This window comes from Frisingicoccus sp. (assembly GCF_048388605.1).
Taxonomy (GTDB): domain Bacteria; phylum Bacillota; class Clostridia; order Lachnospirales; family Lachnospiraceae; genus Frisingicoccus.
In genome coordinates this window covers 37,006-58,147 of record NZ_DBGCTU010000025.1, presented here as the reverse complement: position 1 = coordinate 58,147, position 21,142 = coordinate 37,006, and the positions used below count along the sequence as shown (strand labels likewise).

The window sequence follows — 21,142 nt, the reverse complement described above, 5'->3', positions numbered from 1 at the left end:
ATCTTTTTGATATGGATTATATATTTTTTTAATACTTTTCATATATATTTATTTATGATATGATACCAATAGTTTCAGGGAAAATCAAGCATTTCCCGGAATATCATGGAAATACTATATCTTTGAGGAGGAATCAATTTATGAAAGAATTACTAAATCTCTTCATGGCCTTCTTCCGGATCGGAGCTTTTACTTTCGGCGGCGGCTACGCAATGCTGCCGATGCTTCAAAAGGAAGTTGTCGAGAAATACCACTGGGCCACCGAAGATGAAATCATGGACTATTTTGCCATCGGCCAGTGTACGCCGGGTATTATTGCCGTCAATACGGCCACCTTTGTCGGCTACAAAACAAAGGGGGTTATCGGCGGTATTGCTGCTACTCTCGGAATTATCACGCCGTCACTTATTATTATCACACTGATTGCCGCATTCCTGAAAAACTTTGCCGACCTTGCCATTGTCAAATATGCCTTCAACGGCATCCGGGCCTGTGTCTGTGTCCTGATCTTCAATGCGGTTTCCAAACTTGCTAAAAAATCTGTGATTGATAAAGTCTGCCTCGGCATTTGTATTGTTGTTTTACTTTTATCCCTGTTTTCCCCTCTGTCTCCGGCCCTCATCGTTATTTTGGCCGGCATGGCAGGAGTTCTCTTCAAACGCACAGGTATCTCGGGAGGTGAAAAGAAATGAGCGGATTGTTACGTTTAGCATTTGAATTCTTTAAAACCGGGCTTTTTGCTGTCGGCGGCGGTCTGGCAACCCTGCCATTCCTCTATGCCATGGGATCCGCCACCGGATGGTTTAATGCTCAGGATGTGGCCAATATGATCGCCATTTCCGAATCCACCCCGGGACCTATGGGCGTCAACATGGCAACCTATGTTGGATTTACTTCCTTCGGACTCCCGGGCGCTATTATCGGCCCCCTGTCCCTCGTATTTCCTTCCGTTGTCATTATCATTCTTATATCAAAGATATTAAATAAATTTAAGGAATCCAAACTGGTTCAGGATGTTTTTTATGGTCTCCGCCCGGCATCCACCGGGTTAATTATCGCCGCCGGTCTCGGCGTCGCTAAGATTGCTCTTCTCCGCCTGGATCAGTATGAAATTACCAAAAATATCGCGGACCTGCTGAACTATAAGTCCATCCTTTTGGCTGTAGTCATCTACCTTGTTATGAAGAAAAAGGATTTTCATCCGATTCTCATGGTCGTTGCCTCTGCCGTCATCGGAATTATTTTCAAGTTTTAAAGGTCAAAATAGTGCATTCACGAAATCTAAAACACGATTTCCCTGAATGCACTATTTTTTTGTATAAATCCCCGGCTTATCTTCCTTTTCGACCTTCTTCGAAGAAATTTGCTGTTTATGATCTCTTTTGCTCCATTTACATCTCGAACACCGTCGATGAATGATGATTGATAAAATCCCGCCTGTATTTTAAAATAAACATATCTTCCACAGCGGCTTCGGTCCCGCTGACATGAAACTTCTTATTTTTTACATATCTTCTTAACGTATCTTTTCTTTGCGGTTCCTCGCAGACTTTTTTCATCCCATTGTTTCAGCCATGTACAGCATCCGATAAAATACCACAAAAATACCATTAACCACATCGGATTAAAAGTAAATGAACCTGGGAAGAAAAAACAGTGCACATGATAAAAATGGGCAGTCCCACAGCTATTTTCCGGGCTCTTCGGGGCTACCCACTTCCCTCCAACTCTAATATAGAAAGGTTTCCCCACCGTAATTTTGCATCTGTTTTCCAAATTTTATTGCAATACAATCATAAAAAATCTATAGTAAAGGAGAATACATTGTTTTCTACAAATACAAATAAATATAAACTTTTCAACGAAGATGCCCTAAATCTTCTTTCAAGAATCCCAAATAACTCTATTGACCTTATTTTAACTGATCCCCCATATAACATTGCTTCTAAATCTACCGGCAACATTAAACTTGCAAACGGAAGAACAATTAATAACGATATTGCTAAGTGGGACAAAATAGAATTAAACCCTTTAGATTATGTAAATGATTTTAAACGAATATTATCCCCCAAGGGAAATATATTTATCTTTACAAGCTATTCGCTTCTTGGCAAATGGCACGATGCTTTTGATAAGGAATTTAGGACCTTCCAACTATTTGTATGGCATAAAACCACCCCCACAGAAAGCGTATATAAAAACAGTTTTCTAAACAGCTGTGAATTAATAGTTTGTCTTTGGAACAAAAATCACATTTGGAATTTTTTAGGGCAAAAAAAAATGCACAATTTCTTCGAATGCCCTTCTTGTCGATTTCCTGAAAAAATAGATTTTCCCAATCATCCTACTCAAAAACCACTTGTGTTAATTGAACACTTAATTAAAATCGCTTCCAATCCTAATGCAATAGTGTTAGATCCATTTATGGGTGTTGGTACAACGGGTGAAGCCGCATTAAATCTTAATCGTAAATTCATAGGATGCGATATCAATAGGGACTACTGTGAAGCATCTCTCAAACGTCTTTCAAATTTTTAACACATATTTTCAACATAAAATGATATAATTAATTTATTATACATGCGGAGGTACTACATATGATTAAACATTTTAGAATCCATGGTGATAATATCATCGAATGTGAACGTCTCTACAACATTATTACAAAATCTGTTCCAGTGCAAAGGGAAGAAAGATTTTTCCTCTCTCCCGCATGTCCATCAGTAAAAATGACCACTAAAAATTCTGACACTTTATTTTTTAAATTTTTTCCCGGTTTCAATAAAAATACCAGCGATCGATGGACTTCAAATATTTTTCAATTATTAAAAGATAATGGAAGTTTTCTAAATGAGACTCCGGATGTGTTACTAACCGAAGAAACCGATGATAATGAAAAAATATTACTCGCCATTGAATTTTGTAGCGCTTTGCAGGCAGGAAATCAAGCCTGGCAACGCAACGGGAGAGCATACTCAACCATCCGGGCTAACATATGCCCTTATCTTTATATTATAGACTTTGTTAAATATGAATTAGATAAAAACCGTAAGAGAAAAGCGTTGCGTTTTCCAAATGCAGCCATCCCATATAGCTATTACAATGCTTCAAGGCTTTGGAAATACCCTGCTATTCAAGTTTATTTTAAATCAGAAGAATTTCATCCCTCGTTTGATCCTTCTCTGCAAAATTTTGACACATCACTATTCGGCGAAGAGGATGTATATGCATTACTTCACGGATTAATATATAAAACTGATGTAAGCTCTATATATTCAACATTACTTCAAAAGAGCCTAAACGTAATGGACTTTATGTCAAAAGCAAATAGCGTCAATAGTTTTAGCCAAAAAGATTGGTTTTCTATACGCAACGACTATAATGGTGATATTCTTGCATTTGCAAAACAAAACAATCCCTTTCCTTTTGCCAAGAAAATTGCCCGGAAATCAGTCACAGGACACAATAAAGAGTTTGCTGATTTAGCAACAAAATACAGTATTGGAATTGCCTCAAAAGATTTGCCTTTTGGCTTAATTCCTTCACACAGTAAGGTTGAATTTGTAAACGAATTAACTACTCTTTATCCTGAAATGAGTAATGATTTTCGTAACAAATTAGCGACTGAAACCGACTTGATTGTTTGCATGTTTAAAGGATTTAAACCGCGCGGAGATGACGCACGGCCAGATAGAGGAATTCTTCCTTTAATTACAATGCTTTCCAGTGAAAAAACAGAGATACTTACATTTGTATATGGCGAGACTTCCGAATCAACGGTACAAAAACTTGATCAAAATATACTTTCATTAGCTCATGGAAATGGTTTATGGAGCGCTATTGTATCTTTAAGCGATTTTATTATACTTGATGCGCCCAAAATACCTAAAACAGTACAATCATCGAATATTATTCGCCTGATTCAAAACAAAGAAAATAAAGCCGCCTCTTTAACCATCAAAAACCAGGCCACAAATATGCTTATTTACCCCTATCCAACACATTATACAGAAAATGATGTAGATACTTTTATACACACTATATTTAACTATATCATTCCTGATACTTTTGAAGGTTTTTGCAATCCCCCAGGAGGTGATTGGAGCGGTATATCTCTAATAAACAATATCAACCCTTCAATTGGCACGGAATTCAGATGGCTGACACTCCCCCGCGTAAGTGACAGTAAAAGGCCTGATCATATTACTGTTCTATTTAATTTGTTCGAAAAACCATTAATAATATGTACTGAATCAAAGGAATCTGCAAGGAATTTAGAACCCGGCATCGGTCCCGCGCTCACAAAATACATACACGACTTATTATCCTACTGTCCAAGTGTAGAACGCTCATTAAACTCAGAAATTTGGACGATTTCAACGTCTACAGTAAACGCATCTGATTTTATATGTGCTTCTATAGGATGTTTTTTTGCTCCGCCAAATTTTGATTTAAGTTCCATTTCCTATAAATGCAGCTGTGATATTTTAATGGGATTTACTATAGACTCATCGACATCTCGTTGTAAAATTCAAATTAAGGGTTTTTCTGATTTAGGTAACACTTTAGCCGATTATCTTAAATGTATGATACAGTTTCGGCAATCACTAATCAACATCTTTGATATCATCTAATCTGTTCAGCAAACTGGTAAGAGATCAGTTCTCTTACCAGTTTAAATATAATGCCTCATATACCTGTTCAGTACTTTTATCCATAACTTTTTTAAACGAAGAATTTCCCGAAGCAAGTAAAAACTTCTTTACATATAATTCCTTTGGTATATCTGTCTCATATTCTTTATCGCCACGTATACCGTCAAACGACAACACGTATCTAATTTCCCTTTTATTCAAATCAGACAAATATTCATAAAATTCTTCATAATTGATCGTTCCATAGTATCTTCCCTTAGTATTCTCATATGGTGGATCTAAATAAACTATATCCTTTTTCGTTGCTGTTTTTGTTGTTTCTCTATAATCACCACATAAAAACTGAACATTTGCAATTCGATCATGCCAATCAAAAACTATTTTTTTAAAACGTTTAGGATCTATCCCCTTTCGCGTATGATGAAAAGAATTATTAAATTCTCCATCTGCATTGAATCTTATTAATCCATTTACGCATGTACGGGATAAAAATAATAAATCCAATGGCGACTTATCAACATTAAATCTGGAACGTATTTCATAATAGACTTTGCAGCCATCTTTTTGTAAACGATGCCATTCATCCGAATAGTACTTTATTATCTCCTGAGGATTATTTTGAACCATCTTCCAAAAACCAATTAGTGGTTCACAAATATCTCCGCAAATAGCCTTTGATGGATTGACTGCGTACATAACAGACCCTCCACCCAAAAAAGGTTCATAATAACAATCATACTTCTCAAATCGTTTGATTATTTCCTGTGCCTGTGATCGCTTACTGCCGCTCCACTTAATCACTGGTTCAATTCTCATTACTTTCATGCACGCCTTTCTCAAACAAATTAATCTGTACATTCTCCCTTTCGCAATGCTTTAATCTTTCTAAAGAAATATTATAATATTGTGGATCTAATTCAAATCCACAATATCTTCTTCCACACATTTTTGCTGCTACACATTCACTCCCAGAACCGCTAAATGGCGTAAAAACCATATCTCCTTCTTTAGTTGATGATAAGATCATTCTCTTTAACAACCTTATAGGTTTTTGCGTCGGATGCTTTCCATATGCCAATTCTTCCTTAGTTTTGTTATTCGGAATATCCCATACAGTTCGCATTTGCTTACCTGGTTGTTTTATCAGATCCTCAGGGAATTCTGTATTTTTTACATATTCATAATCATAATAATATTGCCTTTTTTTACCCCCAGAATGAGCCCATAAAATCGTCTCATGGCTAGCAGTAAATCTTCTGCCCGAAAGGTTAGGAAATGCATTACGTTTAAACCATATAATTTCATTAATTATTTCCACGTCCAACATTTGGCAGATTACATTGATAATCCCCATATTATGATATGTCCCGAATATCCATACAGAACCCGTAGGTTTCAAGATCCTTTTCACTTCGGATATCCACTGAAAAGTAAAATTCCAATAATCTTCAAAGGACATATTATCCCAGTCAACCATTACTTTATTCCAATTTCCTCCCATACCCCTTAAAACAACACTATTATCCCATTTCCATTCTGCCCCTTTAGATAAATTATACGGCGGATCAGCTATAACCAAATCAACCGACTTATCCGGCATATCTTTCATACCTTCAAGACAATCCCTGTTAAAAATGGTATTTATATAATCATTGATCATTTCTACGTGCCTTTCTTTAATTATTCAAGTAATACAACGCAGGATTTTTTGATGTTTGCTTAAATTTAACATTTTTTGCACTTTCTATGTGTTTTCTTATACTCGCATTCATGGTGTTAACCGGTGTTTTTCCAACAGACATAAGTTTCTTACTATACCCTTTTTTCTCCGCAATCTCCCATATTTCCCCAAGTGTCATCTCCCTTTTTTCACTTCTGAGAACTTCTTCAATCAAGTCTAAATATGTATATCTCATAATCTATCTCCTTTGCATTCTTTTACTTCATTTTATCTTATAAAAAGCCTAAAGTCAATATTGATAAGCATTCTTTTGCATTCTGTCAATTCAATCCGCCCAATCAGGAGAATATTAATAAACTAAATTAAAGAAGGTCATCTCACAGTCCTTCCAAGACCCTTCGAGATGACCTTTTTCTTTAATCTATTCTTCTGTCAACATTTTCCGTTATCTTTCCGCATACACCTGTCAACAGATTTCCGCGCCCGACGGCATTTCCTTTTCAGGAATCATCAGGGACAGATTTCCGTCTGCATCTTCCGCACAGAGCAGCATACCTTCGGACATAACGCCGGCCAGTTTTGCCGGTTTCAGATTCGTAACCACCATAACCTTCTTGCCGACCATTTCCTCCGGTGTGTAATGGCCCTTGATGCCGGATACGATCTGGCGTACCTGGCTGCCGATCTTCACCTGAGAACAAAGCAGTTTTTTCGATTTCTTCACCGCCTCGCAGGCAATGATCTCGCCCACCTGGAACTGGAGTTTTGCGAAATCATCATAGGTGATTTCCGGTTTTGCCTCAATATCGATGCCCGCTTCCATGGCTGCCGCTTTTGCAGCTTCAGCTTCTTTAGCCGCTTTGTCGGCTTCGAGTTTTTCCATGAACTCCTTCATGTCGATGCGGGCAAAAAGGATCTCCGCCTTCTTCGTCACATGAGTTCCCTGCTCCATCCGGCCAAACGTATCCAGTTCAAGGAAATCTCTCTGCTGTGTACCAATCTGATCAAGGATCTTCTTTGAAGTTGTCGGCAGGAAAGCTTCAAGGCAGACCGCGCCGATTCGGATGCCTTCAAACAGGTTATAAAGCACTGTCGCCAGACGGTCCTTCTTTGCCTCATCCTTTGCCAGATTCCAAGGCTCCGTTTCATCAATATATTTATTGCAGCGGCGGAACAGCGTAAAGATTTCCGTGATTGCGTCCGCAACGCGCAGTTTGTCCATCTTTGCCGCAACTTTTCCCGGAGTTTCCAGGGCCACCCGCTTCAAATCCTCATCCACAGGCTCGTCAACGCCAGGATTTGTCACCACGCCGTCGAAATATTTATTTGTCATGGAAATGGTACGATTTACCAGATTTCCAAGGATATTAGCCAAATCGGAGTTCAGACGTTCAACCATCAGCTCCCATGTGATGGAACCGTCATTATCAAACGGCATCTCATGGAGAACAAAATAACGCACGGCATCCACGCCAAAATAGTCTACCAGATCATCGGCATAAATAACATTTCCTTTAGATTTGCTCATCTTACCTTCGCCGACAAGCAGCCATGGATGACCGAACACCTGCTTCGGCAACGGGATATCCAGCGCCATCAGCATGATCGGCCAGTAAATTGTATGGAAACGAATAATGTCTTTGCCGATCAAATGCAGATCGGCCGGCCAGTATTTCTCCACCATCGGATCGCTGTTTCCGTCCAGATCAAACCCAAGCCCGGTAATATAATTGCTGAGTGCGTCGATCCATACATAAATGACATGCTTCGGATCAAAGGTTACCGGAATTCCCCATGTAAAGGAGGTCCTGGACACGCACAGATCCTGAAGGCCCGGAAGCAGGAAATTATTCATGATCTCATTCTTTCTGGATTCCGGCTGGATAAATTCAGGATGGGTGTTAATATGCTCGATCAAACGATCCGCATACTTGCTCATTCTGAAGAAATACGCTTCTTCCTTCGCATCAATCACTTCCCGGCCGCAATCCGGACATTTACCGTCCACAAGCTGACTCTCCGTAAAGAATGATTCGCACGGAGTACAATATTTGCCCTCATAATAGCCTTTATAAATATCTCCCTGATCATAAAGCTTTTTGAAGATCTTCTGTACCTGCGCTTCATGATCCGCATCCGTTGTACGGATAAAGCGGTCATAGGACGTATCCATCAAATCCCAGATCCGTTTGATCTCACCGGCCACGCCGTCCACATATTCCTTCGGCGTAACACCGGCTTCAGCAGCTTTGATCTCCACCTTCTGCCCATGTTCATCTGTTCCTGTCTGAAAACGCACATCATATCCCTGCGCCCGTTTAAACCGGGCAATACTGTCGGCAAGAACGATTTCATAGGTATTGCCGATATGCGGCTTCCCGGATGTATAGGCAATCGCTGTTGTTATATAATATGGTTTCTTTGCCATGTTTCTTCCTCCCATCAGAATTATATATTCATCATAACATCACAAGCTATTTTTTTATTATAATATATCCCCGATTTAAACTCAAGGAAATTTCATAGAAAATTCCCTACATATCCCGGACTTTTTCTGTTATACTAAAAGCATCAATATAAAGGGGGATTTACAGGCATGAAATTAAACAAGCCAATAAAAACATTACTGCTTTCAGCATGTTCGGCCGCACTGCTTTTTACCGGCTGCAGTTCGCCAGCCGATACAACGGCAAGCACAGCCCAGGAGAAACCATCCGCCGAAGAAACCTTTGACGAATTAACCCATGAAATTTTTGTAGATTATGCCAGTGACAACACTCTGACATTAAATTATACATTAAAAGACCCTTCCGCCTACGGTATAGAGCTTGAAGAAGCCACCTGGGGTGAGGTCCCTCTGACAGAAGAAGACTTCGCCGACAGCAAAGCCCAGACTCAAGCTTATCTGGATCGTCTGAATGCGATCACCGGGCTGAGCGGAGACCGGGCAGTGACCTATGATGTTGTCAAATATTATCTGGAATCCGATCTGGAATCCTACGACTATATTTATCACACTATGAATCTGTCTCCGATGCTCGGCTTCCAGAGTCAGTTTCCGATCACAATGGCCGAATATCATTTTGACGACGCAGAAGATGTGGAAGATTATCTGGCTCTCTTAAATTTGCTTGGCGGCTACATGGATTCTCTTCTTGAATTTGAAGCTCAGAAAGCGGAAGCCGGATACGGCATGTGCAGATCAGCCCTGGAAACTTCCATTGAAGACTGTACCGCTTTCATGGAATCGCCGGAAACCAATCTTCTCATTGAAGTATTCCCGGAAAAACTGGAAGATCTGAATCTCTCCGATGAAGAAAAAAACGCGTATATAGAAAAAAACCGCGATGCCGTACTAAATTCCGTCATTCCTGCCTACCAGGCTGTGGTCGATGGTCTGACTGCGCAGCTTGATACTGCGCCTGAAGAGGGCAATCTGGCTTCTTATGAAAATGGCCGGGAATATTATAAGTACCTTTTAAAATCTTCCGTAGGCACGGATAAGACGCCGGAAGAACTAATCGAACTGACAGAGTCTAAATTAAACGAAGCTATTTTCTCAATGGCTTTTATCATGAATTCCAACCCGGATATTTTTGATGCTGTTGAAAGCGCCCAGTATGCGCTGGATGATCCCAAAGAAATCGTTGAACATTTTAAGGCTACCCTGACTGCCGAACAGATGCCGGAGGCGCCAAAAGCCGATTATACTCTGAAAAATGTCCACGAATCTCTGGCCGAAAGCTTAAGCCCGGCCATGTATTTCATTCCGCGAATCGACGACACCGCAAACAATCAAATTTATCTGAATCTCAATGACAGTGTCGGAAATGAATTGATGCCGACTCTGGCCCACGAGGGATATCCGGGCCATATGTATCAGATAACCTATTACTATAATACAAACCCGGACCCGATACGCACAGTCTACGAATCTTCCGGCTATGTGGAGGGATGGGCATCCTACGCGGAAGCTCTTTCCTATGATTACTGCGGTTTCGAAGAAGACGTCGCCGAGTTCTACAAAATGTCGTTTTCGGAAATGACTCTTAACCTCTACTGCCGCACTGATCTCGGAATTCACTATGAAGGATGGGGCATCAAAGAAACCGGTGATTTTTTATGTCAATATCTGGCTGTCGATGAGGATACCATTCAGGAAGTTTACGACCAGGTGCTTTATAATCCGACCAATTATATGATTTACGGCATCGGCCTGGACGAGATTCTTGATATGCGGAATACCATGTCCGAAAATCTGGGCGACGATTTTGATATCAAAGATTTTCACAAGCAGCTCCTCGACCTTGGCCCGGCGCCATTCCCTATCCTGTATAAATATATGCCGGATGCAGTGCCGGAAGCCGCCGAAGAGAGCATCGAAGAAACCGCAGAGGCCGCCATAAATATGGCCGCCTGAAACACCGGATTCTTGACATTCAATCAATTGTTGTTTATAGTGGTAGATAGACAAATGATTAACAAAAAAAGGAGGATGTTTCAATGTCAACAAAAGCTTATTACAATATCAACGAAATCGGGGCCGGAAAACCTGGATTTTCCAAAACCCGTTCAATTATCGAAGCCGCCTTTTACGGAAATAATGTCGTTAAAGTAAATACTTTAAAGGAAGCCTATGAACTGGCGAAAAACTCCCCGGGAACTATTGTTACAGATATGCCGGTATATCGCGGTGAAGAATTCGGGCTTGAAAAAGATGCAAAGGTTCTTCTTTTCAACGATGGCGCCATCACCGGCCGTTATGCCGTTGCCCGCCGTATTGCAGGCGAACCGGGCGTCAACTGTGAGGAACTGGATAAAGTCGCCATGGACGCGATTTATGAATCCCGCTGGAAAACCATGTACCACGCAGAGGTTTATGCCGGACTTGATCCTGAATTCATGGTCAAATGCCATCTGCTTATTCCGGAAGGGGAAGAAAATATTCTTTATTCCTGGATGCTGAACTTCCAGTATATGTCCGATGAATATGTAAAAATGTACAAGAATTCCAAGCCTGTCGGCGACGGCAAAGAAGCAGATATTTATATCTTCTCCGATCCTCAGTGGAATGGTTCCGACCGTCCGGGTGTGGACTTAAGCTGTCTGAGCGACCCGGCAAAAAAGACTCTGTGTTATTTTAACACGGAAACAAACTGCGCCTGCATTCTCGGTATGAGATACTTCGGCGAACATAAAAAGGGAACTCTGACCATGGTTTGGGCGATCGCCAACCGCAACGGCTATGCTTCCTGCCACGGCGGCCAGAAGGAATATACCTTAAGCGACGGCTCCAAATTTGTCGCTTCCGTTTACGGCTTATCCGGCTCGGGCAAATCAACGCTGACTCACGCAAAGCACGGCGGCAAATATGAGATCAAGGTGCTTCATGATGATGCCTTTATCATCAATACAGACACCTGCGCATCCATCGCCATCGAGCCGACCTACTTTGATAAAACCGCGGATTATCCAACCGGCTGCGAGGACAATAAATATCTCCTCACTTCCATGAATAATTCCGCGACACTGGATTCGGAAGGCAAGATTCAGCTTGTCACCGAAGATATCCGCAACGGCAACGGCCGCGCGATCAAATCCAAGCTTTGGTCTCCAAACCGGGTAGATCGGATCGATTCTCCGGTAAATGCTATTTTCTGGATCATGAAAGATCCGACCATTCCGCCGGTCGTTAAATTAAAAGGAGCTTCTCTTGCCTCCGTTATGGGCGCAACACTGGCAACAAAACGTTCCTCCGCTGAACGTCTTGCCCCTGGTGTGGATCCGAACAAGCTGGTTGTCGTTCCTTATGCAAATCCGTTCCGTACCTATCCGCTGGCCAATGACTACGAGAAGTTTAAAAAACTGGTGGAAGAAAAGAATGTCGACTGCTACATCATCAACACCGGTGATTTCATGGGCAAAAAGGTACAGCCGAAAGACACCCTCGGTATTCTTGAAGCCATTGTGGAAAAGAAGGGCGAATTCAAACCGTGGGGACCATTCTCCGATATCGAGATCATGGACTGGGAAGGTTTCATTCCGGATATGAACGATGCGGAATATCTGACTCAGTTAAAGGCCCGCATGATGGACCGTGTCAATGAAATCGAAGAATTCTCCGTATTAAAAGACGGCTATGACAAGCTTCCTGATGATGCTCTGGCAGCTATCAAGAAGGTTGTTGACGAATTAAACTAATCTGCAAAAAAACGTTTCCATCCGAAGCCTTGAAACGGTTTCGGATGGAAACGTTTTCCTCTTTTGAATATTATTTTCTTTTCTTCATAAACTTTTTCAGTTTTTTTCGCGTTCCCTTACTGATATCATGCTCCAGCAAATGGGCCTCCTCCTCCGCCTCCGCGGGGCGAACCTCCAGCACATCCGTCAGAAATTTATAAACGACTTTATAGGTATCATAAACATTTTTTCCGGCCTCTGCCCCTTCTTTTGTCAGCCTGATCGTCCCATAATGCTCATGCTCGATGTATCCCTGTTCTTTCAGCGTATTCATTGCCCGGTTCACACTCGGTTTGGATATTCCAAGAATCTGCGCAATATCTGTCACACGAACTTCGTCATTTTTCTGGGTCAATACATATATTTCTCTTAAATAATCCTCCATCGAACTGGACAATCCGTTTTTTATCTTCATATCTTTCCTCCCGGCCATTATACTGCCTTAAAATGGTCTCTCAAATTCCGCATCGCCTGGATCAGAACCCGGCACTGTTCATCATCCAGGCCCTGACGCATTGCCTGAATCATGTCCAAATGAAACTGTTCATGGCGCCTATAAGCCCGCCGTCCCTTTTCATTCAAAGAAATAAGCACGACCCGCCGGTCCTTCTCACTGCGGGTTCGGATCACATATCCCTTTTTAACCAGATTATTCATGGCAATTGTTAATGTCCCCACGGTCACGCCGACAAGCCGGGCAATCGACGACATATTTTTAGGCTCGCCATCACCCACAGCCTCGATAATGTGCATATCATTGACGGAGATATTTTTAAATTCGCCCTTTATTAAAGATTCCTCTTCGATTTTCATTGTATGATTAAACAAATGCACCAATACTTCATTTAATTGATTGTATGAATCCATAAATCCCTCTATTCTTCAAACAGCGGCGTTGAAAAATACCGCTCCGCCGTATCCGGCAGCACCGTCACAACGGTTTTGCCTTTGCCAAGCTTTTTTGCCAGTTTCAAAGCTGCCGCAACATTGGTGCCACTGGAAATCCCGCACATCAGTCCTTCCAGCCGCGCCAGATCCTTCGCCGTCTGAATAGCTTCCTCATCTGTGACTACATAAATATGATCATAAATCTGCTTATTCAAAATCGGCGGAATAACGCCGTCGCCAATTCCCATCTGCAAATGAGTTCCCACCGTTCCGCCGGCCAGAATCGCCGCATTTTCCGGCTCCACTGCCCAGATTTCAATATCCGGATTCTGGGCCTTCAAAACCTCGCCGATCCCGGTAATGGTTCCGCCGGTTCCTATTCCTGAACAAAAGCCATGAATCGGCCCGCCGACCTGTTCCATAATCTCAAGGGCCGTATGATGCCGATGGACCATCGGATTGGCCGGATTTTCAAACTGCTGAGGTACAAACACCCGGGGATCCTGCTCTGCCATTTCCAGGGCCAGCCGCAGACATTCGTCAATACAATCTCCGATATTTCCGGCATCATGCACCAGCCGCACCTCGGCGCCGTAATGCCGTACCAGCTTTCTCCGTTCCTCGCTGACCGAATCCGGCATAAAAATTACCGTCCTATATCCCTGAACCGCGCCGATCAATGCCAGTCCGATGCCCTGATTACCGCTTGTCGGCTCCACAATGATCGTATCCTCATGAATAAGCCCCTTTTTCTTTGCGTCCTCTATCATATTAAAAGCCGTACGTGTCTTAATAGAACCGCCCACATTCAGGCCTTCATATTTTACCAGCACCTCCGCATTCTCCGGCGAATTCATTCGGTTTAAACGAATCATCGGAGTATGGCCCATAGCCTCCAGCACATTATTATAAATCATCTTTTGATTCCTCTCCTTACACCTTTCATAATATGAGACGATTGTATCATATTTTGATAAAACCGCTCCGCAGTATACTGAACAAAAACGTCCAGCTGTTCCAAATTAAACACTTTCATTTGCTTTTCGTCGCCCGGCTTTCCCTTATGACAAATATACTCGAGCTCCGTCAACACCTGGCTCAGCCGCGAAGCATCCACTTCCTCCATGTTCACATTTTCTAAAAGCCGGTATTCCGGCGGCCGTATATGATACTTTTCCACAAGCCAGTGGTTGCTCCGCGTATAATCACCATAATAATATTCCGGCGAAAAGAACTTCTCAAAAGGGATAAAATCTCCGCTTTCCTTAAGTTCCACCCGATGGATGAAAGCCTTTCTCGGTTCCGGCCGTCCTTTATCATCTTCAAATGTTAAAATCTTCGGCCAATATTCATCCACATACCGCTCATCCAGATACAGATGTGCGTAATATCCCAAAATGACCGGTTCATCCAATCGATGACCGTATTTTTCCAGAAAAAGTGATAATTTGGGCGCCCTGGCAATATTTTCTGCGCCCTCCGCCGACCAGAAATGGGAGATCGCTTTATCTTCTCCCAAACGTGTATCCGGAAGGAGATTGCCAAACAGAAATTCCTGCTTCCAATCCGAATCCAAATCTTTTCCTATATGATTCATAATCATGGACGCTTCCGCCAGATGAATAATAAATCCCGGCATTTTTCTCCCCTCCCGAATCTTTTATACTATAATATCATATTTTACAATATTTTTATATACGAAGAATCATATTTTACATAGGCGAATAATTCACCGTATTTAATGCGCATCCAGTTTGAAGGGTTAATCGAAATAATTGAAATTTCATCCCCCCAGCCCAATTGGCCAACGACAGCGCCGCCGGTTCCCGGATAAGCCCGCATATTCACACCGCTGCCAAAAACCTTCGCTTTCTTATAGACGGACAATTTCTGCCACCCGGAAAGGTATTCATTCGCGATAAACCCTTTTCTTCCATTATATATACAGTTTGACCAGCCCCATCCGTCATCCCAGAGCCAGGTAACCTCTGTATTGTAATAGAGCTGCCAGATGACCGGGGCTCCCACATAGGCGTCCTCCCGGAAATTAACCCCATTGCCGATCACCTTCATTGTTTCACCGTCCGGGGACGGCGCCGGCTGTTCCTCCGGTTCTGACGGATTCCCTGCTGTCAGAGCCGGATAATCATAGTACGCATAATTTCCGTCAAAAGGCGTCGTCCATCCTGCCAGATATTTTCGATTCGTAAACTGCCACAGCCCGTAAGCTCCCGTGTAGGAATTTGTTGAATTCCACTGGGCTACCCACTTATCAAACCGATCCAGTCTCCGGTCATTCAGATAACCATTCAGCCAGGACAAGCTTGCATAAAGCCCGGCGTAATATCCGGCAGACTCAATCCCCATCAAAAATCTCTCGCTTATGGACACCAGCATTTCTTTTGAAGGAAAGCCGTTTCTCTCCTTATATCCATCCCCGTCCTCCATATCCAGCCACACACCGTAAGTCGGTTTGGCCTTTCGCACCTGCCTGAGACAATGGCGTATTTCACTCTCCACATCTTCCATATTCAGGGCATAAGAATAAAAATAAACGCCATAGGGAATCCCCAGCGCCTCACACTCCCGCACATTTCTTTCGTATTTTGAATCATCCTGGCTGATCACATCATTGCCGTAGCCGCAGCGTATAATGACAAAATCTATCTGCTCCTTAATCATTGTGAAATTAATATCACCATTAAAAGAACTTACATCGATTCCAAATTTCGGCATAACCGCTACCAATCCCATTTTATTATTTAATAATAGTATATGTTCCGGATGAAATCCGGTTAAATATTTAAATTGGTCCAACCAATTTGTTGAACATGTATAGTTTCTTTTGTTAAACAAATAACTTTTATAGACATTTTGCACAAAATACCGTATAGTAGTGACGAGGATATTTAGTAGTGAAAGATTTTAAGGAGGACATTTATGAAAACAGTAAATTTTCTTTATGGAAAAACAACTCTTGATTTGGAAGTACCGGATGACACCCCTGTATTAACTTCCAATATTGATGAATTACGCAGCGAAAAAAGCGGTTATGATATTGTTGCAGAGGCTATGGAAAATCCGATCGACAGCCCTCGCCTCTTCGAACTCGCCAAAGGCAAACCGGATTGTACGATCATTATCAGCGATCATACACGCCCGGTGCCAAGCCAGGACATTCTTCCGCACATGATCCGTGAACTGAGAATGGGCAACCCGGATATCAAGATCACACTTCTTGTGGCCACCGGTTTCCATCGTCAGACAACCGTTGATGAGTTGAAAGACAAGCTTGGAGATACGCTGTATGAAGAATTTAAGGATAACATCGTTGTCCATGATGCTCATGATCCGGAGCGCAATGCCAAAGTCGGAAAACTGCCTTCCGGCCCGGACTGTATTATTGATAAAATCGCATTGAACGCCTCCCTTCTCGTTGCGGAAGGTTTTATTGAAGCTCATTTCTTTGCCGGATTTTCCGGCGGGCGCAAGAGCGTTCTCCCGGGCGTATGCGATGCGGTAACTGTTATGGGCAATCATTGCTCTAAATTTATCGACAGCCCATATGCACGTACCGGAATTCTTGATAAGAATCCGATCCATGAGGACATGGTTGCCGCAGCAGAAATGGCTCATCTGGCATTTATCTGTAATGTTGTCATTGATGAGGAGAAAAAGACCGTTGCCGCCTTCGCCGGAAACTTCAATACCGCTCATCGCCAGGGTGCGGATTTCCTCGCCAAATACTGTGTGGTAAAACCGGCACCGGCAGATATCGTCATTACAACCAACGGTGGATATCCGCTGGATCAGAATGCCTACCAGTGTTCAAAGGGTATGAGCGCCGGAGAAGCTACCGCGAATCCGGATGCGGTTATCATCATGCTGGCCACCTGTTCTGACGGTCATGGCGGCGAACAGTATTACCGCTCTATCGCAGAAGCCGAATCTGCTCAGGCTTTTTATGACCAGTGCATGGCAACTGCCCAGGAAGACACGCTGCCTGACCAGTGGTGTGCTCAGATCTACTGCCGTATTCTCTGCAAGCACAAAGTTCTCTTTGTCGCAGAGCCGGAACAGGAAAAAATGATTACAGATATGAAAGCTGAATACTTCCCGACACTTGAAGCGGCTTACGCCCGCGCAAGAGAATTGAAGGGTGAAGACGCAAGCTTAACATGTATTCCAAACGGTATTGCTGTTGTTGTCAGAGATTAATTAAAATCAGGCTCCGGGAGAAATCCCGGAGCCCTCTTTATATAAGCCTTTGAACTATATTCTGTCTTCCAGAGAACGATATTCCTTTTCTTCCATAATACTCAGATAGGCCGGACGGATAATTTTATCCACGTTTACCAGCTCTTCAATACGGTGGGCACTCCATCCAACAATTCGCGCCATAGCAAAGATCGGCGTATACAACTCCAACGGGATATCCAGCATGTTATATACAAAGCCGCTGTAAAAATCCACATTGGCGCTGACGCCCTTATAGATTTTTCGTTTCTCCGCAATAACCTCCGGCGCCAGACGCTCTACGGCGGAATAAATCTGAAATTCCTCATCCCGCCCTTTGGCCTTAGCCAGGCGTTCCACAAAGCTCTTAAAAACCCGGGCCCTCGGATCAGAAAGAGAATACACGGCATGACCCATGCCGTAAATTAAACCCTTCTTATCAAAAGCCTGCTTATCCAAAAGCTTTCCAAGATAATCCCTAATGGCTTCCTCATCATTCAGATCATTTACCTGTTCCCGCAGATCCCGCATCATCTCGACAACCTTGATATTGGCGCCGCCATGCTTCGGGCCTTTCAGCGAGGATAATGCTGCTGCCACAACCGAATACGTATCGGAACCGGCGGATGATACAACGCGGGTCGTAAATGTTGAATTATTCCCGCCGCCATGCTCCATATGTAACACAAGCGCAATATCTAAAACCTTTGCTTCCAATTCCGTGTAAACTTTATCCGGCCGAAGCATGAGAAGAATATTCTCCGCCGTAGAAAGATTTTCATCCGGCCGGTGAATATAAAAACTGTCCCCACCTTCATAATGGTTAAATGCGTGATAACCATAGACAGCCAGCATCGGAAGAACCGCGATCAACTGCAGGCACTGACGCAGCACATTACTGATGGACTGGTCCCCCATATTTTCATCATAGGATGCCAGAGTGAGAACACTTTTTGTCATAGAATTCATAATGTCCTTACTCGGCGCCTTCATAATAACATCTCTTGTAAAATTTGTCGGCAACGTCCGGCTGGCATTTAATACGCCTTTGAACTCATCCAACTCCCTCAGATTCGGCAGCCGTCCAAACAAAAGAAGATAGGCAATTTCCTCATAGCCAAACCGCTCGCCATGAAATCCCTTCACCAAATCAATCACACTATATCCCCGATACCATAACTTACCATCGCAGGGCACTTTTTTTCCGTCCACATTTTTAAATGCTTCAATTTTCGAAATATGCGTTAATCCAGACAGCACACCATTTCCATTCTTATCACGAAGCCCCCGCTTTACACCGTATTCATCAAAAAGTTCTGCCGAAATTAAATCTGTATTCTCGCATATCTTTCCGTATATATCCGTATATTCCACAAGACTCATCTTTTCTTTCTGCTCCATAAGATATACACCTCCACTTCCCTGTTTCATTAGATTCTAACATCCTTTAAAAATATTTGTCAATTATTTCACATGAAATTTTATGCTTCTTTAGAAAAGTTTCACGAAGTTTTCACACTTTCCCCTAAAAACGACAAAAAACGAGGACAGCTTTGCTTCCGGCTGTCCCCGCCCCTAATCCAAAATCCTTTCATATATGATACGCCGTTTTTGCCTCACCGGTTATTCTACATTACAGCATCCATTGCACGTGCTGCAGTCTCCGCAGCCGCCGCCCATGACAATATTATCCGTCAGATAATCCACCTGAATATCATATTCATCCAGAGACAGATGTATCACTTTTCCATCACTGTCCGTAACAACCAGTTCATTTTCAAAAAACTGAATTCGAATAGGAATCAATACGTTTGCCCCCGTATTCCGTGGGTCCGGCCGCCATTCAGCTCCAATCTGAAACGCACTGCCGCCCTTCTCTCCTCCGGCCGCACCGTTCTTCCGCCGGCAGATCAAGCCGGTTCCAACGGTTCGAAGCGCCCGGACAGTACCATCCTCCGCAAACTCTATGGTCGGCAGATGTTTCTCATCTCTTAACGGTGTATTGTCATAGGCAATATACAATCCGGTTTGATGACTGAAAAACACCTGCTGCTCCGGTTCTGCCGATCTCACTGTCCCATTTTCATAAAATTCCACCCGTCCGGCTCTGAAAGTCCCGACGGAAGTCTCTATCTCCTGAATATTACTCATCAAATGACCACCTTTCCAAGTCAAAGTCACAAGCCCTTCAGACAGTATAACATAAGTGTGGCCGCCGGAACAATCCTTTATTCTTTCATCTTATTTCATCAATTCAAATTGAAGCTTCACCGGATTGTGGTCGCTATAGGCAAAATCCGTATCCACATTTTCCGCAGCAGCCCGGATATTGTCGGTCACAAGGAATCCATCGACAACTGTCGTATAATTCACACCCTTTGTATATACGATGTCGGCGCCCCGGCAGGTCGGCACTTCCAGTTCATTTTCCGCCCGCACGATCCGCACACCGTCAGCCAGGTCATCCTCCGTCAGCACAGCCACCCATGCAGGGAATTTCTGCTCTGTAGGAAATCCTTCGGCCACAGCTTCTCCCATAGCATGGTTGAAATCTCCGCCGACAATCACATAATTTCCTTTAGCATACTCCTCGCTCATCACAGAATTCAACAATTCCAGCTGCTGAGCCCGAATCGTACCGCCCTCATCATAGGCCGACATATGGCTGTTAATGAGCACCAGTTCATGGCCGCCCTCCACCGGAAGACGCATTTGCGCAAAACACCGGTCCAAATCCGTAAATTTTGTGATAAAACTATTGTCCACCGGATAGCTCCGCCGCTCCGCTTCTGAAATCTGATAACGGCTGAAACTCAGCAGACCGGCCTGAACCGCCCCATGGGGGTCATTAAATGGATAAAATAAATAGGCGGAATGGAAATTATTGGCGAAAGTATTGGCATAGTCTTTCATCGCTGTTTTTATAAATTCCTTCTGATTCACATGGTAACTTCGATCCGCATCCTCATCCACTTCCTGCAGCAGATAAAAATCGGCATCCAGATCTTCAATCACGCCCAGCGCGCCTTCGGTGTGCGCTTCAACCGATTCCAGGCTCATCGCTTTGCCGTATTTTCCCGAAGTTTTCGTTCCATCCTTCATTTCTCCCGTATCCATAAAAAAGCTGTAATCCGGCCCATAAGCGCCGAAACCAATATTATATGTAACAACCGAATATGTATCTCCGGTTTTCAGCACATTTTCCCCGTTATTCTCAACCGCCAGTGCCGCATGGTCCTCAATCCGATAATAATTTGACTGCAGGTAAATCACATATCCGCCGACCACCAGGAGCAGGGCTAAAATTATAATGATCACGCCCCGCAAAACAAGGCCGCCCCCGCTGATCTTTCATCCTTTTTCTCCCTTTTTCATGCTTTTCACACCCCTTTTTACCTATTTTAAACAGGGATTTTACAGAAGTCAATCTTTAATATTGACA

Annotated in this window: 20 protein-coding genes; 7 read left to right on the top strand and 13 right to left on the bottom strand. The window is 43.0% G+C overall.

Features of this window, described 5'->3' with window-relative positions:
• The first annotated feature begins 140 nt into the window (after positions 1-140).
• Positions 141-692: a chromate transporter gene (locus tag ACMN7X_RS05510; RefSeq protein WP_418746488.1), complete on the top strand. Its 552-nt coding sequence runs from the start codon at positions 141-143 to the stop codon at positions 690-692.
• Complete coding sequence (locus tag ACMN7X_RS05505) at positions 689-1,255, top strand: chromate transporter (RefSeq protein WP_418746487.1); 567 nt, start codon at positions 689-691, stop codon at positions 1,253-1,255. The genes ACMN7X_RS05510 and ACMN7X_RS05505 overlap by 4 nt, the downstream gene beginning before the upstream one ends.
• Before the next feature lie 136 nt (positions 1,256-1,391).
• Here ACMN7X_RS05505 and ACMN7X_RS05500 read toward each other — a convergent pair whose 3' ends face one another.
• Entirely contained in the window at positions 1,392-1,559 is a 168-nt protein-coding gene (locus ACMN7X_RS05500) for a hypothetical protein (protein ID WP_418746486.1), read from the bottom strand.
• 103 nt (positions 1,560-1,662) lie between these two features.
• Here ACMN7X_RS05500 and ACMN7X_RS05495 point away from each other — a divergent pair, with 103 nt between their 5' ends.
• Together ACMN7X_RS05495 and ACMN7X_RS05490 are read left to right on the top strand one after the other, a co-directional pair.
• Positions 1,663-2,538, top strand: a complete 876-nt coding sequence (locus ACMN7X_RS05495; RefSeq protein ID WP_418746548.1) for a DNA-methyltransferase — start codon at positions 1,663-1,665, stop codon at positions 2,536-2,538.
• A 59-nt stretch (positions 2,539-2,597) separates the two neighbouring features.
• Complete coding sequence (locus tag ACMN7X_RS05490; RefSeq protein ID WP_418746485.1) at positions 2,598-4,634, top strand: hypothetical protein; 2,037 nt, start codon at positions 2,598-2,600, stop codon at positions 4,632-4,634.
• Positions 4,635-4,667: 33 nt separating this feature from the next.
• Here ACMN7X_RS05490 and ACMN7X_RS05485 read toward each other — a convergent pair whose 3' ends face one another.
• The 4 genes from ACMN7X_RS05485 to metG all read right to left on the bottom strand — a co-directional run bounded on the left by ACMN7X_RS05485 (position 4,668) and on the right by metG (position 8,764).
• Positions 4,668-5,471, bottom strand: a complete 804-nt coding sequence (locus tag ACMN7X_RS05485; RefSeq protein WP_418746547.1) for a DNA adenine methylase — start codon at positions 5,469-5,471, stop codon at positions 4,668-4,670.
• Entirely contained in the window at positions 5,461-6,315 is an 855-nt protein-coding gene (locus tag ACMN7X_RS05480; protein ID WP_418746484.1) for a DNA-methyltransferase, read from the bottom strand. The genes ACMN7X_RS05485 and ACMN7X_RS05480 overlap by 11 nt, the downstream gene beginning before the upstream one ends.
• Before the next feature lie 16 nt (positions 6,316-6,331).
• Entirely contained in the window at positions 6,332-6,571 is a 240-nt protein-coding gene (locus tag ACMN7X_RS05475) for an HTH domain-containing protein (RefSeq protein ID WP_418746483.1), read from the bottom strand.
• Positions 6,572-6,802: 231 nt separating this feature from the next.
• On the bottom strand, positions 6,803-8,764 hold the full coding sequence (gene metG, locus ACMN7X_RS05470) for a methionine--tRNA ligase (RefSeq protein ID WP_418746482.1): 1,962 nt from the start codon (positions 8,762-8,764) through the stop codon (positions 6,803-6,805).
• A gap of 168 nt (positions 8,765-8,932) precedes the next feature.
• Between metG and ACMN7X_RS05465 the strand changes: the two genes are divergently transcribed.
• Entirely contained in the window at positions 8,933-10,756 is a 1,824-nt protein-coding gene (locus ACMN7X_RS05465; protein ID WP_418746481.1) for a DUF885 domain-containing protein, read from the top strand.
• An 83-nt stretch (positions 10,757-10,839) separates the two neighbouring features.
• Complete coding sequence (locus tag ACMN7X_RS05460; RefSeq protein WP_418746480.1) at positions 10,840-12,537, top strand: phosphoenolpyruvate carboxykinase (ATP); 1,698 nt, start codon at positions 10,840-10,842, stop codon at positions 12,535-12,537.
• 70 nt (positions 12,538-12,607) lie between these two features.
• Here the strand turns inward: ACMN7X_RS05460 and ACMN7X_RS05455 are convergent, their stop codons facing one another.
• The 5 genes from ACMN7X_RS05455 to ACMN7X_RS05435 are packed head-to-tail and all read right to left on the bottom strand — an operon-like array spanning position 12,608 to position 16,200.
• Positions 12,608-12,991: a metal-dependent transcriptional regulator gene (locus ACMN7X_RS05455; RefSeq protein WP_418746479.1), complete on the bottom strand. Its 384-nt coding sequence runs from the start codon at positions 12,989-12,991 to the stop codon at positions 12,608-12,610.
• A 17-nt stretch (positions 12,992-13,008) separates the two neighbouring features.
• Positions 13,009-13,443, bottom strand: coding sequence for a MarR family winged helix-turn-helix transcriptional regulator (locus ACMN7X_RS05450; protein ID WP_418746478.1), 435 nt, complete (start codon positions 13,441-13,443; stop codon positions 13,009-13,011).
• An 8-nt stretch (positions 13,444-13,451) separates the two neighbouring features.
• A complete protein-coding gene (gene cysK, locus ACMN7X_RS05445) occupies positions 13,452-14,381 on the bottom strand; it encodes a cysteine synthase A (RefSeq protein ID WP_418746477.1) in 930 nt (309 codons plus the stop codon).
• The gene (locus ACMN7X_RS05440; protein WP_418746476.1) at positions 14,378-15,103 is read right to left on the bottom strand and encodes a hypothetical protein; all 726 of its coding nucleotides are present in this window, start codon (positions 15,101-15,103) and stop codon (positions 14,378-14,380) included. Before ACMN7X_RS05440 ends, cysK begins: the two co-directional genes overlap by 4 nt.
• Before the next feature lie 41 nt (positions 15,104-15,144).
• Positions 15,145-16,200 (bottom strand): GH25 family lysozyme, encoded by a 1,056-nt coding sequence (locus ACMN7X_RS05435; RefSeq protein WP_418746475.1) that lies wholly within the window; start codon positions 16,198-16,200, stop codon positions 15,145-15,147.
• Between the two features lie 204 nt (positions 16,201-16,404).
• Here ACMN7X_RS05435 and larA point away from each other — a divergent pair, with 204 nt between their 5' ends.
• On the top strand, positions 16,405-17,682 hold the full coding sequence (gene larA / locus ACMN7X_RS05430; protein WP_418746474.1) for a nickel-dependent lactate racemase: 1,278 nt from the start codon (positions 16,405-16,407) through the stop codon (positions 17,680-17,682).
• Positions 17,683-17,736: 54 nt separating this feature from the next.
• On the opposite strand, the gene ACMN7X_RS05425 is transcribed toward larA, so the two are convergent.
• From ACMN7X_RS05425 to ACMN7X_RS05415, 3 genes are all read right to left on the bottom strand, one after another.
• On the bottom strand, positions 17,737-19,101 hold the full coding sequence (locus ACMN7X_RS05425; RefSeq protein WP_418746473.1) for a citrate/2-methylcitrate synthase: 1,365 nt from the start codon (positions 19,099-19,101) through the stop codon (positions 17,737-17,739).
• Positions 19,102-19,323: 222 nt separating this feature from the next.
• Complete coding sequence (locus ACMN7X_RS05420) at positions 19,324-19,851, bottom strand: hypothetical protein (RefSeq protein ID WP_418746472.1); 528 nt, start codon at positions 19,849-19,851, stop codon at positions 19,324-19,326.
• Positions 19,852-19,941: 90 nt separating this feature from the next.
• Positions 19,942-21,018, bottom strand: coding sequence for an endonuclease/exonuclease/phosphatase family protein (locus ACMN7X_RS05415; protein ID WP_418746546.1), 1,077 nt, complete (start codon positions 21,016-21,018; stop codon positions 19,942-19,944).
• Between the last annotated feature and the right edge of the window lie 124 nt (positions 21,019-21,142).

What these genes read in the sequence shown, in the direction of transcription:
- ACMN7X_RS05510 (WP_418746488.1), top strand. Translation starts at nt 141, where the DNA reads ATGAAAGAATTACTAAATCTCTTCATGGCCTTCTTCCGGATCGGAGCT.
- ACMN7X_RS05505 (WP_418746487.1), top strand. Translation starts at nt 689, where the DNA reads ATGAGCGGATTGTTACGTTTAGCATTTGAATTCTTTAAAACCGGGCTT.
- ACMN7X_RS05500 (WP_418746486.1), bottom strand. Translation starts at nt 1,559, where the DNA reads ATGAAAAAAGTCTGCGAGGAACCGCAAAGAAAAGATACGTTAAGAAGA.
- ACMN7X_RS05495 (WP_418746548.1), top strand. Translation starts at nt 1,663, where the DNA reads ATGATAAAAATGGGCAGTCCCACAGCTATTTTCCGGGCTCTTCGGGGC.
- ACMN7X_RS05490 (WP_418746485.1), top strand. Translation starts at nt 2,598, where the DNA reads ATGATTAAACATTTTAGAATCCATGGTGATAATATCATCGAATGTGAA.
- ACMN7X_RS05485 (WP_418746547.1), bottom strand. Translation starts at nt 5,471, where the DNA reads ATGAGAATTGAACCAGTGATTAAGTGGAGCGGCAGTAAGCGATCACAG.
- ACMN7X_RS05480 (WP_418746484.1), bottom strand. Translation starts at nt 6,315, where the DNA reads ATGATCAATGATTATATAAATACCATTTTTAACAGGGATTGTCTTGAA.
- ACMN7X_RS05475 (WP_418746483.1), bottom strand. Translation starts at nt 6,571, where the DNA reads ATGAGATATACATATTTAGACTTGATTGAAGAAGTTCTCAGAAGTGAA.
- metG (WP_418746482.1), bottom strand. Translation starts at nt 8,764, where the DNA reads ATGGCAAAGAAACCATATTATATAACAACAGCGATTGCCTATACATCC.
- ACMN7X_RS05465 (WP_418746481.1), top strand. Translation starts at nt 8,933, where the DNA reads ATGAAATTAAACAAGCCAATAAAAACATTACTGCTTTCAGCATGTTCG.
- ACMN7X_RS05460 (WP_418746480.1), top strand. Translation starts at nt 10,840, where the DNA reads ATGTCAACAAAAGCTTATTACAATATCAACGAAATCGGGGCCGGAAAA.
- ACMN7X_RS05455 (WP_418746479.1), bottom strand. Translation starts at nt 12,991, where the DNA reads ATGAAGATAAAAAACGGATTGTCCAGTTCGATGGAGGATTATTTAAGA.
- ACMN7X_RS05450 (WP_418746478.1), bottom strand. Translation starts at nt 13,443, where the DNA reads ATGGATTCATACAATCAATTAAATGAAGTATTGGTGCATTTGTTTAAT.
- cysK (WP_418746477.1), bottom strand. Translation starts at nt 14,381, where the DNA reads ATGATTTATAATAATGTGCTGGAGGCTATGGGCCATACTCCGATGATT.
- ACMN7X_RS05440 (WP_418746476.1), bottom strand. Translation starts at nt 15,103, where the DNA reads ATGCCGGGATTTATTATTCATCTGGCGGAAGCGTCCATGATTATGAAT.
- ACMN7X_RS05435 (WP_418746475.1), bottom strand. Translation starts at nt 16,200, where the DNA reads ATGCCGAAATTTGGAATCGATGTAAGTTCTTTTAATGGTGATATTAAT.
- larA (WP_418746474.1), top strand. Translation starts at nt 16,405, where the DNA reads ATGAAAACAGTAAATTTTCTTTATGGAAAAACAACTCTTGATTTGGAA.
- ACMN7X_RS05425 (WP_418746473.1), bottom strand. Translation starts at nt 19,101, where the DNA reads ATGGAGCAGAAAGAAAAGATGAGTCTTGTGGAATATACGGATATATAC.
- ACMN7X_RS05420 (WP_418746472.1), bottom strand. Translation starts at nt 19,851, where the DNA reads ATGAGTAATATTCAGGAGATAGAGACTTCCGTCGGGACTTTCAGAGCC.